Origin of the sequence: Glacieibacterium arshaanense (genome assembly GCF_004681125.1) — a bacterium.
In the GTDB taxonomy this organism is placed as follows: domain Bacteria; phylum Pseudomonadota; class Alphaproteobacteria; order Sphingomonadales; family Sphingomonadaceae; genus Polymorphobacter_A; species Polymorphobacter_A arshaanense.
In genome coordinates this window covers 1,280,761-1,294,260 of the sequence record NZ_SIHO01000001.1, presented here as the reverse complement: position 1 = coordinate 1,294,260, position 13,500 = coordinate 1,280,761, and the positions used below count along the sequence as shown (strand labels likewise).

The following is a 13,500-nucleotide window of genomic DNA, read 5'->3' as shown; positions in this document are numbered from 1 at the left end:
TAGACGGCATTTGCCGGACGCGCGCGTTGTCGACGTGGAGTGATTCTTAATGAGCATCGTACAGTTCTTTCGCATTCTGCTGGCAAGACGCTGGATGATTCTGGCGATCATGCTCAGTTGCGTGACGGTGGCGTTGGCTGTCGGCTCGCAACTGCCACGGCGCTATCCGGCATCGGCGCGTATCATGCTCGACGTCATCAAGCCCGATCCCGTGACCGGGCAGATGATTGCCGGTACGATCCTGCGGACCTACACGCGCACTCAGACTGAGCTCATCCAGGACTATCGCGTCGTTGGTGAAGTCGTTGACAAGCTGGGCTTTACGTCGAACCCGGCGATCATTTCGCAGTGGCAGGCCGAAACCGGCGGCGTCGGCGATATGCGTCGCTGGGCTGCAGAACGGATCATTGCTGGCACCGAAGCGCAGATGATCGGGAACAGCAACATTCTCGAGATCACCTACACGTCGCCCAACCCGACGATTTCCAAGAACGTCGCGGCGATGCTGCGTGAAGCCTATATCGATGCGACGCTGCGTTTCCGCACCGACGCTGCCGCCCGCAACGCCGAATGGTACCGCGAGCAGGCCGAGAAGGAACGCCGCGCATTGGTCGCCGCCGAAGCCAAGAAGTCCGAGTTCGAAAAGGCCAACAATATCGTCGTGACCCCTGGTGGTGTCGACCCCGAAAACGCCAAGCTCGATGCGTTGCAACAGGCTTTGCTGGCGGCACGCAGTTCGGTGTCGCAGGCGCAATTCTCTTCGCAGATGGCGGTCAACAACTCGGGCAGCGTCGATGCGCTGACGTCGCAGCTTGCGCAGGTCAACGACCAGATCAAACAGGCCGGCGACCTCTATGGCACGGCACATCCGAGCTACAAGGCGCTAATCACGCGGCGTGAGACGCTGCAGTCGGAAATCGCGCGTGCTACCGCGAAGGCGCGGGCGGTTGGTGGCGGTGTCGGCAGCTACACGCAGGCGAGCTATGCGCAACTCGAAGCCGATTATGAAGCACAGAAGCAGCGCGTCATGGCGATGCAGACACAGTTGTCGAAACTTGCCGAGCTGCAGCGCGAAGTCGCGATGCTGCAGGCGCGCTACGACAAGGCCGTTCAGCGCGCCGCCGACTTGCGCCTTGAGGCCGATGTCTCCGAATCGGGCCTGGTCGTGCTTGGTGATGTTGTCGGTTCGAATACCCCGACATTCCCCAACATGCCGCTGATCGGCGTGCTTTCGCTGATGTTCGGCCTGTTGCTGGGTGTCGTCGTGGCGCTGCTCAGCGAGTTGATGGCACGACGGGTACGCGGTGTCGAAGATTTGGCGTTTGCAGGCAAGGTGCCGGTGCTTGCGGTCATCGCCGACGGCCGCCGCCGTCGTGCCGGTGGCTTGATCCGGCGCATATTCGGGCGGTTCGGCCCGCAACACAGCAACGCTAACTGGCAGCCCGCGCAATGACCATGACTCCAGAAACCTCGCATCCGACGCTGCTGGTCGATGATGGCTCGGGCGCGATCGATGCGCCGATCCGCGATGCGTTGCTGCGGCTTGGGATGTTGTCGGATGACCAGACGCGACGTGTAGAGGCGCATCGCGCCGAGCGGGGGGTCGATTTCGATGCCGCCGCACTCGAGCTCGGCTTCATCTCGCACGAAGACCTGGCACTGGCGCGTGACCAACTGACCAACAGCCTGGCGCTGCAAAATACCCAGCGCCGTCAGGTGTCCGATGAGCTGGTCGTGCTCAATGACCCGATCGGCGGACGTTCGGAATCGATCCGGTTGCTGCGCACGCAGGTGATCGCGCAGCACATCAAGCCCGGCCGTCGAGCACTGGTCATGGTGGCCCCCGTCGAGGGCTCGGGCTGCAGCTACCTGATTGCCAACCTTGCGGCTTCACTGTCGCAGATCGGTACGAAGACGCTGCTGGTCGATGCCAACATGCGTTCGCCGCGCATCGATCAGATTTTTGGCCTTGATCCTAACGGTGCCGGGCTGTCGAGCTACCTGTCGCTGCAGGTTGCGCGCCCCGAACGCGTGGTGCACGCCAACGTCCTGCCAAATCTGTCGATAGTCGGGGCAGGTCCGCCGGTGTCGAAGCCGCAGGAGCTATTGTCGAGCGCGCGCTTCCGCGACGGCATGAACACGCTGCTGCGCGAATATGACGTGACATTGTTCGACACGCCGCCGGCGAACTCGTGTGCCGACGCGCTCTCGGTTGCCGGTGCGATCGGTTATGCGTTGATCGTTGCGCGCCGCGACCAGTCGTTCTTTTCGGACATCACGACGCTTTCGCAACAGCTTGCCGCGGCACGTTGCTCAGTCATCGGTTCGGTTCTGAGCGAGTTCTGAAAATGGCCACCAAGGCCCGTTTGAGCACGATCGATTGGTCGGGGCTGTTCGCTCGCCATGGGCTGCTGCTTGCCGCATGCCTGTCGATGGTGCTGCCAACGCTGTACTCGCTGGCAACGGGCCCGTGGACCACTGAAGCCGGGGTTCAGGGACCTATCGTCCTCGCGACCGGCACTTGGCTGCTCCTGCGCCGCTTGCCTGAAATTCGCGCCAAGGCGGTGCATGGCTCCTTGCCGATCGCAACGGCGATGATGTTGGTCGCCATCCCGCTCTATGTCTTTGGCAGGGCGTTCGATTTCATCAGCATCGAAGTCGCGGCGTTATTGCTGGCGTTGCTTGCTACAGCTTACGCCTATGTCGGCTTCCAGGTGCTCAAGGCGCTTTGGTTTCCGATCTTCTACTTGGGCTTCATGATCCCGCTGCCGGGCTGGGTGCTCGACTATATCACGCTGCCTCTCAAGCAGCTGGTTTCGGAGGTCGTAACGACCACGCTGCAGTGGCTTGGTTACCCCGTCGCGCGTGTCGGGGTGACGATCTATATCGCGCAGTACCAGCTGCTCGTCGAGGATGCATGCGCCGGTCTGAACTCGCTGGTCAGCCTGATTTCTATCGGGCTTTTCTATGTCTATATCCTGCACAACAGCAGCGCCAAATACTCCATCCTGCTGCTGATGCTGGTTATCCCGATCGCGATTTTGGCCAACGTCGTGCGCGTCATGGCGCTAGTGCTGCTCACCTATTATTTCGGTGATGCGGTCGCACAGGGCTTCCTGCACAACTTTGCCGGGATGGTCACCTTCACCTCCGCGCTGCTGTTGATATTCCTCGTGGATACGTTGCTGCGGCCGGTCAGGCGCTGGTTGGGAGGCGAAGATGGTCACGCGGCGTGATGTAATCCTCAGCGGCGGGATGGCCATCGCTGCCGCGGGGGCGTTTGCAATGACGCCGCGGCGCGACCTGAATTTGCTTGGCGACCAGCAACTTGAAAAGCTGGTGCCGCTGACCATCGGCTCATGGACCCAACAGCCGTCGAGCGCATTCGTGTTACCCAAGACCGAAGGCAGCCTGTCCGACCGCCTCTACAATCAACTGCTGACGCGACTGTACCAGTCGGATCAGATGGTGCCGGTGATGCTGGTCATGGCCTATGGTGCCACCCAGAGCGACCAGCTGCAGCTGCATCGACCCGAGGTCTGCTACACGGCGGTCGGCTTCCAGATTATTGCAACGGCTGCTGCCACTGTCGCGCTGGCGCCAGGCGTGAAGCTGCCGGTGCGCGAATTGGCAGCAATGTCGAACCAGCGGGTCGAGCCCATCGTCTATTGGACCCGCATCGGCGATGATCTGCCGACCGATGGTCGCCAGCAGCGGTCCATGAAGCTGGCGCAAAGCATGCGCGGTTACATTCCCGATGGGATCCTGGTGCGCATCTCGACCGTGGCCGAACCGAGTCCGGAGGTTTTTGCCCAGCTTGGCGAGTTTGCGCGTGAATTGTTGTTGTCGATTCCGGCAGCGAACCGTCAGGCGTTTATCGGTCGACCGCTTGCCGCGGAATTGAATGCCCATGTTGCGCCGGGCGGGGCTGCTGTCAAAGCGCCGTAGCGCCGCCGCGAACAGCAGCTATTCGTTGAAGCCGTCTAGCGGCCGCAAGACCACCATGATGAACCCGACCGTTGCTAGGCCAAGCGCAATGGCGCCGAGATGATAGGCCATGCTTTCGAGCTTGAAGCCTTCGTTGCCCAGGTAATTTGTCGCGGCGCAGCCGACGGCAGCGACAAGGTACTGCCACAGATGGTCGCGCGGCTCTCCCTGCGACCGCTGGAGAAACAACACGATCAGTCCTGCAAACACGATCATCGTGACCCAGTCGTAGACGGTTTGCATGGTGTTCAATCCTCAAGTCGCAATCGCACTATGCTTCATCTACACCATTTTTCGCAACAGCGGCTACCCAGAAGCATGCACGACCGTTGCGTGTTACCGTAGTGTGCGAGTAAGGCTATCTGCGGGGTTAGAGTCATGCGGGGCTAGGGGATTCTACGGGCATCTCCTTGTCAGACAGCCAAGGCACATTAATGAACGAAATGCGTTTCGATACCCAAGGCGCAGAGCATGAATCAAACTCCAGGCCCGGCCTGCCGCTTGATCTTGTAATCTGGACTGTTCGTCTCGTCGAATTTCTGGCTGTAATGGCCGCTGGCACGCTTGCCACAGCGTGGTGGTTTGGCGTTGAAAATACCGGCGCCGCATCGAACTATGACCGCGTTGTTTTCGTCGCGGCGTTGGCGTTTTCCGTGCTGTCCGAAACCATCGGCTCCTACGACATCGATGCCCAATTCTCGTTGCGGCAAGCGTGGCAGCGCGTCTTCACAGCTTGGCTGATCACGGCGCTGTTCATGCTGACGTTGGCGTTCCTGCTGCGTGCGTCGGACGCGGTGTCCCGCGAATGGGCACTTGCGTGGTTTGCCGGTGGCGGCGTCATGCTGCTGGGTACGCGTGTCGCCATGACGATCTGGGTGCGCCGGTTGAAGAAGCAGGGCACATTCAACCAGCGTGTTGCGATCTTTGGCGCAGGGCCGCAGGGTGTGCGCCTAGCGCAGTATATCCAGACCCATGACAAGCTGACGATCACCATCGTCGGGTTCTTTGATGACCGCCGCGATGGCCGCGTTCCGGCATCGGCGAGCAACATTCCAGTGCTGGGCAATCTCGGCGACCTGATGAATGTCATTCGCGATGACCGGGTCGATCAGGTCATTGTCGCACTGCCATGGTCGGCGGAGGTGCGGTTGCAGGAGGTTGTCCGGCAGTTGGCCCTGACTCCGGTGCGCATCCGTCTGGCGCCTGATTTGGCAAGCTTCGTCTTTGCGCGCCGGCCCGTCGTCTTGCTTGGTGAAATGCCGGTGATGACGCTGTTCGAGCGGCCGATCTCGGGCATTGATGCGATCATCAAGGCCGCCGAGGACAAGATTCTCGGCACGCTCATCCTGCTCTTGATCTGGCCACTGCTATTGCTGATTGCACTTGCCATCAAACTCGATTCGAGCGGCCCGGTATTTTTCCGTCAGCCGCGCGAGGGCTTCAACAACAAGTCGTTCCGCGTTTACAAATTTCGGACAATGTTCAATAATCTCAGCGAGTTCGACAATATCCAGCAGGCCAGTCGCAAGGATCCGCGCGTGACGCGCGTTGGTTCAATCCTGCGTCGCACGAGTCTTGATGAATTGCCGCAACTGTTCAATGTCCTTGCTGGCGACATGTCGCTGGTCGGCCCGCGCCCGCATGCCGCATCAACGCGCGCCGGCGGAAAGCTGTTTTCGGAAGTTGTGACCTCTTACGCGGCCCGCCACAAGGTCAAGCCGGGGATCACCGGTTGGGCGCAGGTGTGCGGCTGGCGCGGCGAGACCGATACCGAGGACAAGCTGATCAAGCGCTTTGAACACGACCTCTACTACATCGAGAACTGGTCGTTACCGTTCGACATGTACATCTTGCTGCGTACCGCTGTCGCGCTGGTTGTGCCGCGCAACGCCTTCTGAGGCACTCCCAGCGCAAGTGATGCGGCGGGTCATGCGGCTCCTGCAATGAATGTTGAATCTTATCAGCAGTTTGAATGTTTGGATCGAGGCGTACCGCACCGGGTTTCGCGCCGTCCGCGGTGAAAATACCCCGAAAATGTCAAAAAATATTACACATCGCCGTATGCCAAAAATCTCCATCTGTGTAAATTCAATGACTTATGGTGGTTCCAAAGATTGGCACGGCTTTTGCTTGTATGAAGTTGAGGCAATGCGTTGCAACCTCGGTCCCATAGGCACTTTTGGTGCCCAACCTGGAGGAAGGTTGTTGGGGTCGTGGTTTCGCCGGATAGTCAGAGTGTATTAAGCAGGCTCAGTCGGTTGAATTCGGGTCGAGAAACTGGAGAATGAAAATGTCGGTTAAGAATTTTGTTGCAGCAGCACTCCTGGCTGGTTCGGTCCTCGCCGCTTCGGCTCCGGCCACTGCCGTCACGACAGCGTTTGCCAACTTCAACACGCTGACCTCGGCTTCGAACATCTATTGGAAGAATGGCAACAACGCCAATACGTCGAAGAACGGTCAGGTCTACACGATCAGTGCCGGTAATTCGACGGTTCCGGGCGCGACCATCGTCAGCTTCAACTTCCTGGTCGGCGGCCTGCCCCAGGCGGTGCGCGCCGAGTTCACGCTTTTCGGCACCACGACGAACACGGCTGCGCAGACGGTTGGTACTTGCCCCGGGCCGACGTGCTTCCTGATCCAAGCGAACATCACTGGTTCGTTCACCTTCACCGCGAAAGCGGCTTCGGGCGGTTCGCAGACAATTGGCGCCTACACCATTCCCGATGGTACGAACCTTTTGAGCGCCACCAACTACACCGGCGCGCTGATCGCCGGCGTGCGCGGCGGCAGCTCGGCGGCTTTCACGGGTACCGATCCGGTTGGCGGCTCGATCACCTATGTCTCGGCTCCGATGTTCAACCTGGACTTCACCAACACCACCGCGCGTGACTTCAGCATCACGCTGGGTTCGATCGGTCAGGCGTCGGGCACGCCGATCGGCTTCAATGCCAAGGCCTACAACGCTGCGCCGACCGCGGCGCTGACCACGTTCCGCGCTTCGGCCAACGGCACCTTCGGTTCGGAACCGAGCCCGTCGGTTCCCGAGCCGGCTACTTGGGCACTGTTCGTTGCCGGTTTCGGCATGGTCGGCTTCCAGGTTCGTCGCCGTCGCCAGCTGGCTTCGGTCGCCGGCTAAGGCTGGTTTGGTCGACCGCTTCGGCGGTCACCTCGGAAAAGATTTGGCGCGCACTTCGGTGCGCGCCATTTTTTTTGCTGGGCAGCACCCCATTGGGCGCAACGGACCTGCTGGCCAGATGCGTCAGCATCTGCCGCTGACATGCGGTACGGTTGATTGCCCTTTGGCTGACTGGGTCACTGCTGGACTGGGCTATGGCAGGATCGACTGTTCCACGGACTACCGTTCGCCTGTTCCACTTGCGTGCCGCGTCGCTACTGCGCGTTGAACTTTGCCGGATGTTTGCCCGACGCGCCGGCATAGAGGCGCAGGATCGATGGCAAGTCGGCCTCATAGTCGCCCGACGTCATCATGCTGCCGGCAATGCGTATCGTGCGCGTCCCATAGTCAAGCACGCTGAACACTAGCGGCACGCCAGCACCATGCGCGATATGGTAGAAACCCGATTTCCATTCGGTGGTGCGGCTGCGTGTTCCCTCAGGCGGTACCGCGAGGACCATGGACCGGCTTGCGGCAAACGCGGCGCGCATGTCGGCAACCACATCACTGCTGCGTGACCGGTCGATGGGAACGCAGCCGGCCCAGCGCACCAGGCCGCCGAAGATGCCCTTGGTCAGGCTGGCTTTGCCCATCCACCGCAGCTTGATGCGATAATAGCCCGCGGCGGCGAGCATGTGGATGCCGTCCCAGTTCGAGGTGTGCGGCGCCGCAACCAGCACCATCTTCGGCAGATCGGGCCAATCGCCGGCCATCGTCCAGCCGGTCAGCTTCAGCCAGGCGGTGCCGACCCAGCGGTACAGCTCTGCACCCGCGCCGCGATAGGGCGCTGGGCGTGCCGTCTCGCCTGAAAACAGTTCAATCGCGGGCAGGGTGGTTGGTGGTACGACCGGTGCGGCGTCGACGGGCACCGTCACAAGGATGGCACGTTCATAGAACGGGATGACGACGGCAGTAGCGCGCAAACATGATGATCCCGACATAGCAGGCTGCCGGCACGAGCAGCGCCGTTGCCAACGTCGACATATCGGCCACGATTCCGAAGAGCAGCGGCACAACGGCCCCACCGACAATCGCCATGCACAACAGCCCCGACCCGTCAGGTGCGCGGTCCCCGAGCCCTTCGCAGGCCAGTGAGAATATCGTCGGGAACATGATCGAGTTCATAAGGCCGACTGCGAGCAACGAATAGCCGGCAACTGGGCCGGTGGAAGATCCCGATAGCACCAGCAATGTACAGGCGCCCAGCGCCGCGCCCGCGAGCACCAGCGCCGGCGGGAATCGTTTGAGCAGCCAAGCGCCGATGAAGCGCCCGACCATGGCACCGCCCCAGTACAGCGCCACCAGCTCGCCCGCCGCGCGCGCATCGACGCCGAGCACATTGGCCTGAGTCAAATAGCTGACCAGCGTGCTGCCGATCGCCACCTCGCCGCCGACATAGAGGAAGATGCCCAAAGTCCCGAAGGCAAAGCGTGGCCGCTTGAGCAGGTCGAACGAGTCGAGCAACCCGCTGCCCGCAACAGCGACATGCGGCAGACGGTTGCGACGCAGCCAGACCACCGCCGCGACGATGACCAGCGCCACTGCGAGTCCGATATAGGTGTGGACGATGACCTGCGTCTGCGCGGTCCGAAATGCCGCCTGCGCGGCGGCATCGAGTTCGTCGGGTTGGACTTTGTCGAGCGAGCCGAGGATGAGGCGCGCCCCGAAAAACGGAAACACCGTCGTCCCGAGCGAATTGAACGCTTGTGCAAAGGTAAGCCGGCTATGCGCCGATTGCGGTGCGCCTAGCATGGAAATCAACGGGTTGGACACGACCTGCACCAGCACGACGCCGCTCGCCAGCACGAACAGCGCCAGCAGGAAGCCGGGGAACAGCCCCGATGTCGATGCCGGGATGAACAGCAGGCAGCCGACCGTCATCGTCAGCAGCCCTATGGCCGCCGACCGCATATAGCCGAATTTGCGCACCACCAGCGCGGCGGGCAGCGACACCAGGAAATAGGCAGTGAAGAACGCGAACTGCACCAGCATCGATTCGGTGTGGGTCAGCGCAAACAGCCCGCGCAGCTTGGGGATCAGAATGTCGTTGAGGCTGGTAATGCCGCCAAAGATGAAAAACAGCGCGAAGACGAACCAGCGCAGATCGGCTGGCCACTCACCGCCTTCACCATTGGTCGTGTGCCCGGTTTTCGCGGCCGGAGCTGCAAGTGCCATGACGTCCCCCTGCAATTGCACCAGCGATTCTTTCGGGTGTCGCCGCATGCAATCGATTTCAAAACATCTGGCTGGTCTAGCGCAAGCATTTGTTGCCCGACAGCCTGAATCGGACACAGGTGGCAGAAATGTGCAGCGTCCATCGGCGAGATAGTGATTAGCGTCGCCTTCACTCCTTGGTTTCCGCTTGCCGAGCCCGAATCCGGAGTGTATTATCTAAACAATACGCTAAGGAGTTGAATATGCGACCGATCATCACCGTACTGGCCCTTGCCTTGGCCACGACTGCGCTCGCAGGATGCGATCGTCACAAGAACGAGCCCTCAGCCGATGCCAAGGCCTCGGTCGCAGCTGCACCCAGCAAGACATCGGCGCTGGCGATCGACACCGACGGGTTCAAGGCGAATGTCGAAATTCCCGGCATCGAATTCAACGGCGACAAAATGGACGTCGACGGCATGATGTTGCCCAAGGGGACGATGATCAAGGGCATGAACATCAAGGCAACCGAGCGGGGCGGGCGCGACCATGGCACCGTGGTCTTCGATTTCGCCAGTCCGGTAACCCCCGATGCGCTGGCGACGCATCTGCTTGAACAGGCACCCAAATCGAGCTGGGGCACCTTTAGTCGCAGCACGTCGCTCGACGGTGCGATCGTGCTGCGCGCGGTCAAGCACGACGATGGCAACGAAAGCATCGAGTACAGTCTGGTGGCGGATGGCCCGGCGGCAACGCGTGGCACCGCGACAATCGTCAGCGATGACGCCGAAAAGAACGCCGGGTAAGTCGCCGTACCAATACCATAGACGCACCTAGGCGCGGTAGCGGATCAACCCTTCCTGCATGACGGTAGCGACGAGCGTCCCGTCTCCGGCATAGATCAGGCCGCGGTTGATGCCGCGGCCGCCGCTGGCGCGCGGGCTGTCCTGCGCGAACAAATGCCATTGCGACAGATCGGGCGTCGTGTGGAACCACATCGCATGGTCGAGCGACGCCGCCTGAAGCGCCGGATCGGGCCAGGCGATGGCATGCGGCAGCAGGCAGGTATCGAGCAACGTCATGTCGCTGGCATAGGCGAGCAGGCAGCGCGCCAGCGCGGGCTGCGCCTCGGCACCGATGTCGGGCACCGTGGCGGCGGCACGGAACCAGTTGTGCGCGACCGGTGCACTGGCTTCGGGCTTGATCGGGTCACCGGGCTCGATGGGCCGGAATTCGATCGGCCGGTCACGGCCGAGCCACAGGTCGCGATGCGATTCGGGGATGTGGTCGGCGTTGGCAATGTGCAGTTCGAGCTCGTTCATCAAGCCTTCGGGGCCGACGACGGCCGGCATGGCGGTCGTGTGCTCGAGCCCGGTCTCTTCGACCTGGAACGACGCCGACATGCTGAAAATCGCCTTGCCGTACTGCAGCGCAATAATCCGCCGCGACGAGAAGCTGGCGCCGTCGCGGTCGCGCTCGACGCGGTAAACGATTGATTCCTTTGGGTCGCCGGGCCGCATGAAATAGGCGTGCAGCGAATGTGCCGGGCGATCCGCGGGCACAGTCTTGGAAGCTGCCATTAACGCCTGGGCAATGACCTGGCCGCCATAGACACGTTGCCAGCCGGCTTCGGTCGAGTGGCCACGGAATCGGTCATCGCCAAGCGATTCGACATCGAGCAGCGCGACAAGGCGCTCGATCGATTGCGCGGGCGTCAGCGCGGGCGAGGGGGGCGGGACGTGGTTCTGCATGGCCTTGCACCTAGAACGCGGCAGCGGCGCTGTCACCCCGGATTGTGCAGTGCGACAATGCTTATTCGCGATGTTGCAACACAGTGACGCTGCACTTGCTTGACACCGCGCGGCCCCTCGCCTAATCCCCCCGCACGCTTCGACCGGTTGCCGGTTGCAGCACATGGATGCGGGTGTAGCTCAGTTGGTTAGAGCGCCGGCCTGTCACGCCGGAGGTCGCGGGTTCGAGTCCCGTCACTCGCGCCATTGCATGGCGCAACTGCCGCATCCACCAGCACTTCAGCCATAGTAGTGAGCCGTGAACGGCTGATCCACGACGCCCGCGCGCCGTGGATCAGTCGTCGGTCAGAAGGTGTACGAAACGCCCAAAGTCGGCCCGTACAGCAGCATGTCGTACTGGAAGCGCGCAGGGCCCGAATCTCGGCTGTAGTCGAGGTAGTTGACACGGTAGCCGACATCGGCGCGCCAGCGGCCCTGGCCGAGCTTGATCTGCAGCGTTGGCCAGACTTGAATGTCATAGTCGGCGCCGATGCCAAAACCGCCGACATCGGCCATGAAGTTGAATGCCACCTTGTCGCTGACCGGTGCGTTGACGCGCAGGCCGACGATGGGATCGACCCAGTCGACGCCGCGGCTGCGATCGATCTGCGGTCCGAAGTTCGAATGGATGCCGACATCGAGCGTCACGATGCGCACGCCGGCATAGACTTCGGCATGCTGGGCCACGCGGCGTGCCAGCACGCCAGCGTAGATGCCCTGTTCGATATCAACGTTGAACAAGCCCTTCTTTGGGCCTGTGGCGCCGAGTTTGGCGTACATCAGATCAACATTTACCGCCCATTTGTCATTCTGCGCGTTGAAATTGCCCATCGCGGCGAAGCTCAAATGGTCGAGCACTTGGCCGAAGCTCAGGTCGGTCGGCGCCGAAATCGGTCCGAACGTCGTCGTTCCCGACATGCTGGACATATAGAGATAGGGCGTGATGGTGTATTGCCAGCCGCTGCTTTCAGCGGCTGCTGCCGGTGCTGCAAATGCCGCGGCCAGCGTGGTGCCGGCAGCTGCGAGTGCCAACATTGATTTGAATGCAACGCCCATAACAATCTCCAATTCGTCAAAAAACGCCAGTTTTCGGCCCCCCGGACCCGCAATCAGCTTGCTGCGGCCCATTGTAGCGGCACTATCGTTAGCAAAAGTCGGTCTGCTTGACTAACCCTGCTGCAGAACTTGGCTCGAACTGTTGCCGCCGTGCAACGCTTCGAAACGCGCCAGCTCATAGGCAATCGATGCTTCGACGAGATGTTCCCACAGCACTTCTGCCAGTCCCGCGGGCAGGCCGGCTGCCGCAGCTTGTGTGGCGGCCTGTGTGATGACCTGCGCCTTGCGCGCCTCGTCACGCACCGCCGACCGGTGCGGCTTGATGCGCGCGGCAGCGTCCATGAAGCGCATGCGTTCCGCGAGTAGCGCCACCAGCGCAGTATCGATGGCATCAACGCCGGCGCGCACTTCGGTCATCGACGTGCAGGCTTCGGCCGCCACCGATGCCGGGGATTTGACAAAATTGCTCATCGCCGCAGCCGCCCGGTTTCCATCCAGCGCAGCAGCGGCCGCAGCGGCGCGATCCAGATGACGCCGAGGAACAGATAGACCGGCGCCTGCGCCAGCGCCGGCCATGACGACAGCCACGGCGCCAGGCTGGCGACCAGCACGGCATAGGCGATGAGCAGCACGATAATCAGCAACACGCCGAACGGTTTGCGGGGTGACGGGGTCATGGCGCCGCTATAGCCGCCTGATGCGGCCGCGCCAACCGCGTCATTGTCGCGAAAAGCGCATCCAGCGCGCGGGCGTCGCCAGCGCATCGAGGCGCTGGTCCCAGGCATCGGGCGCGATGGCATCGACAACCTGCACCTCCCATGCCAGCCCGACGGTTTGCGGGTGGTGGCCGCTGGCGCGCAGCGCAGCGAGCGTGCGGTCATAGTGGCCGCCGCCCTGGCCGATGCGGTTGCCCGCCAGATCGGCACCGACCAGAGGCAGCAGGATGACGCCGGGGATGGCCGCCGGGGCATCGGCGGGTGGTTCGGACAGCCCGCGAAACCCGGGCACCAGCGCCTGCGGTGCACAGGCGTGGAAGCTCAAGGTGTCGGTCGCGTTGTTGACACGCGGCCACAACAAGCGTCGTCCAAGCTGTTGTAATCGCGCGGCAATGTCAGCCGGGTCGATTTCGGTGCCGTGCGCGGCATAGACTGCGACGCTGCCGGCGCCGGTCAGTTGCGGCATGACGACATCGGCAAGCTGCGCGCGCAACCGCGCTGCGGTGGCGGCGTCAAGCTGCACGACAAATGCCGCGCGGCGGGCGCGCAGTGCAGCGCGCAGTTGGGCTTTGTCGGTGATCATGCGGGGAATGAGGTGGCGGGACCGCTATGGCCGTTTGCT

Annotated in this window: 15 protein-coding genes and 1 tRNA gene; 8 read left to right on the top strand and 8 right to left on the bottom strand. The window is 61.9% G+C overall.

Annotated features, from left to right (window positions below; all coding sequences use genetic code 11):
- Window positions 1-49 precede the first annotated feature (49 nt).
- The 4 genes from EUV02_RS06035 to epsI are packed head-to-tail and all read left to right on the top strand — an operon-like array spanning window position 50 to window position 3,948.
- Window positions 50-1,453 carry a Wzz/FepE/Etk N-terminal domain-containing protein gene (locus EUV02_RS06035; protein ID WP_135245257.1) on the top strand — a complete coding sequence of 468 codons (1,404 nt, stop codon included), beginning with the start codon at window positions 50-52 and terminating at the stop codon, window positions 1,451-1,453.
- Window positions 1,450-2,346, top strand: a complete 897-nt coding sequence (locus EUV02_RS06030) for a protein tyrosine kinase (RefSeq protein ID WP_135245256.1) — start codon at window positions 1,450-1,452, stop codon at window positions 2,344-2,346. The genes EUV02_RS06035 and EUV02_RS06030 overlap by 4 nt, the downstream gene beginning before the upstream one ends.
- A gap of 2 nt (window positions 2,347-2,348) precedes the next feature.
- Window positions 2,349-3,236 carry an exosortase V gene (xrtV, locus tag EUV02_RS06025; protein WP_166430525.1) on the top strand — a complete coding sequence of 296 codons (888 nt, stop codon included), beginning with the start codon at window positions 2,349-2,351 and terminating at the stop codon, window positions 3,234-3,236.
- On the top strand, window positions 3,220-3,948 hold the full coding sequence (gene epsI, locus EUV02_RS06020) for an exosortase-associated protein EpsI, V-type (protein ID WP_135245255.1): 729 nt from the start codon (window positions 3,220-3,222) through the stop codon (window positions 3,946-3,948). The genes xrtV and epsI overlap by 17 nt, the downstream gene beginning before the upstream one ends.
- 18 nt (window positions 3,949-3,966) lie before the next feature.
- Here the strand turns inward: epsI and EUV02_RS06015 are convergent, their stop codons facing one another.
- Entirely contained in the window at window positions 3,967-4,230 is a 264-nt protein-coding gene (locus EUV02_RS06015; RefSeq protein ID WP_135245254.1) for an XrtV sorting system accessory protein, read from the bottom strand.
- Window positions 4,231-4,421: 191 nt separating this feature from the next.
- Between EUV02_RS06015 and EUV02_RS06010 the strand changes: the two genes are divergently transcribed.
- Entirely contained in the window at window positions 4,422-5,885 is a 1,464-nt protein-coding gene (locus EUV02_RS06010; protein ID WP_135245253.1) for an undecaprenyl-phosphate glucose phosphotransferase, read from the top strand.
- Window positions 5,886-6,277: 392 nt separating this feature from the next.
- Window positions 6,278-7,123 (top strand): PEPxxWA-CTERM sorting domain-containing protein, encoded by an 846-nt coding sequence (locus tag EUV02_RS06005; protein WP_166430523.1) that lies wholly within the window; start codon window positions 6,278-6,280, stop codon window positions 7,121-7,123.
- Between the two features lie 254 nt (window positions 7,124-7,377).
- Here the strand turns inward: EUV02_RS06005 and EUV02_RS06000 are convergent, their stop codons facing one another.
- Both EUV02_RS06000 and EUV02_RS05995 read right to left on the bottom strand, forming a co-directional pair.
- Window positions 7,378-8,085: a 1-acyl-sn-glycerol-3-phosphate acyltransferase gene (locus tag EUV02_RS06000; protein ID WP_166430522.1), complete on the bottom strand. Its 708-nt coding sequence runs from the start codon at window positions 8,083-8,085 to the stop codon at window positions 7,378-7,380.
- Window positions 8,051-9,337, bottom strand: a complete 1,287-nt coding sequence (locus EUV02_RS05995; protein ID WP_135245250.1) for a sugar MFS transporter — start codon at window positions 9,335-9,337, stop codon at window positions 8,051-8,053. The genes EUV02_RS06000 and EUV02_RS05995 overlap by 35 nt, the downstream gene beginning before the upstream one ends.
- A gap of 242 nt (window positions 9,338-9,579) precedes the next feature.
- On the opposite strand from EUV02_RS05995, the gene EUV02_RS05990 reads away from it, so the two are divergent.
- Window positions 9,580-10,122: a hypothetical protein gene (locus EUV02_RS05990; protein ID WP_135245249.1), complete on the top strand. Its 543-nt coding sequence runs from the start codon at window positions 9,580-9,582 to the stop codon at window positions 10,120-10,122.
- Between the two features lie 27 nt (window positions 10,123-10,149).
- On the opposite strand, the gene EUV02_RS05985 is transcribed toward EUV02_RS05990, so the two are convergent.
- Window positions 10,150-11,067: an acyl-CoA thioesterase gene (locus tag EUV02_RS05985; RefSeq protein WP_135245248.1), complete on the bottom strand. Its 918-nt coding sequence runs from the start codon at window positions 11,065-11,067 to the stop codon at window positions 10,150-10,152.
- 169 nt (window positions 11,068-11,236) lie between these two features.
- Between EUV02_RS05985 and EUV02_RS05980 the strand changes: the two genes are divergently transcribed.
- Window positions 11,237-11,313, top strand: a tRNA-Asp gene (locus EUV02_RS05980).
- A gap of 99 nt (window positions 11,314-11,412) precedes the next feature.
- Here the strand turns inward: EUV02_RS05980 and EUV02_RS05975 are convergent.
- The 4 genes from EUV02_RS05975 to EUV02_RS05960 all read right to left on the bottom strand — a co-directional run bounded on the left by EUV02_RS05975 (window position 11,413) and on the right by EUV02_RS05960 (window position 13,461).
- The gene (locus tag EUV02_RS05975; RefSeq protein ID WP_135245247.1) at window positions 11,413-12,141 is read right to left on the bottom strand and encodes a hypothetical protein; all 729 of its coding nucleotides are present in this window, start codon (window positions 12,139-12,141) and stop codon (window positions 11,413-11,415) included.
- 132 nt (window positions 12,142-12,273) lie between these two features.
- Complete coding sequence (locus EUV02_RS05970; RefSeq protein WP_135245246.1) at window positions 12,274-12,633, bottom strand: chorismate mutase; 360 nt, start codon at window positions 12,631-12,633, stop codon at window positions 12,274-12,276.
- Entirely contained in the window at window positions 12,630-12,839 is a 210-nt protein-coding gene (locus tag EUV02_RS05965; RefSeq protein WP_135245245.1) for a DUF2842 domain-containing protein, read from the bottom strand. The genes EUV02_RS05970 and EUV02_RS05965 overlap by 4 nt, the downstream gene beginning before the upstream one ends.
- Window positions 12,840-12,879: 40 nt before the next feature.
- Window positions 12,880-13,461 carry a 5-formyltetrahydrofolate cyclo-ligase gene (locus tag EUV02_RS05960; RefSeq protein WP_243445784.1) on the bottom strand — a complete coding sequence of 194 codons (582 nt, stop codon included), beginning with the start codon at window positions 13,459-13,461 and terminating at the stop codon, window positions 12,880-12,882.
- Window positions 13,462-13,500: the final 39 nt, after the last annotated feature.

Excerpts from the sequence above, each read along its gene's own strand:
- EUV02_RS06035 (WP_135245257.1), top strand. The coding sequence starts at position 50 with ATGAGCATCGTACAGTTCTTTCGCATTCTGCTGGCAAGACGCTGGATG.
- EUV02_RS05965 (WP_135245245.1), bottom strand. The coding sequence starts at position 12,839 with ATGACCCCGTCACCCCGCAAACCGTTCGGCGTGTTGCTGATTATCGTG.
- epsI (WP_135245255.1), top strand. The coding sequence starts at position 3,220 with ATGGTCACGCGGCGTGATGTAATCCTCAGCGGCGGGATGGCCATCGCT.
- EUV02_RS06010 (WP_135245253.1), top strand. The coding sequence starts at position 4,422 with ATGAACGAAATGCGTTTCGATACCCAAGGCGCAGAGCATGAATCAAAC.
- EUV02_RS06030 (WP_135245256.1), top strand. The coding sequence starts at position 1,450 with ATGACCATGACTCCAGAAACCTCGCATCCGACGCTGCTGGTCGATGAT.
- xrtV (WP_166430525.1), top strand. The coding sequence starts at position 2,349 with ATGGCCACCAAGGCCCGTTTGAGCACGATCGATTGGTCGGGGCTGTTC.
- EUV02_RS05960 (WP_243445784.1), bottom strand. The coding sequence starts at position 13,461 with ATGATCACCGACAAAGCCCAACTGCGCGCTGCACTGCGCGCCCGCCGC.
- EUV02_RS05985 (WP_135245248.1), bottom strand. The coding sequence starts at position 11,067 with ATGCAGAACCACGTCCCGCCCCCCTCGCCCGCGCTGACGCCCGCGCAA.
- EUV02_RS05975 (WP_135245247.1), bottom strand. The coding sequence starts at position 12,141 with ATGTTGGCACTCGCAGCTGCCGGCACCACGCTGGCCGCGGCATTTGCA.
- EUV02_RS06015 (WP_135245254.1), bottom strand. The coding sequence starts at position 4,230 with ATGCAAACCGTCTACGACTGGGTCACGATGATCGTGTTTGCAGGACTG.
- EUV02_RS05990 (WP_135245249.1), top strand. The coding sequence starts at position 9,580 with ATGCGACCGATCATCACCGTACTGGCCCTTGCCTTGGCCACGACTGCG.
- EUV02_RS06005 (WP_166430523.1), top strand. The coding sequence starts at position 6,278 with ATGTCGGTTAAGAATTTTGTTGCAGCAGCACTCCTGGCTGGTTCGGTC.
- EUV02_RS05995 (WP_135245250.1), bottom strand. The coding sequence starts at position 9,337 with ATGGCACTTGCAGCTCCGGCCGCGAAAACCGGGCACACGACCAATGGT.
- EUV02_RS05970 (WP_135245246.1), bottom strand. The coding sequence starts at position 12,633 with ATGAGCAATTTTGTCAAATCCCCGGCATCGGTGGCGGCCGAAGCCTGC.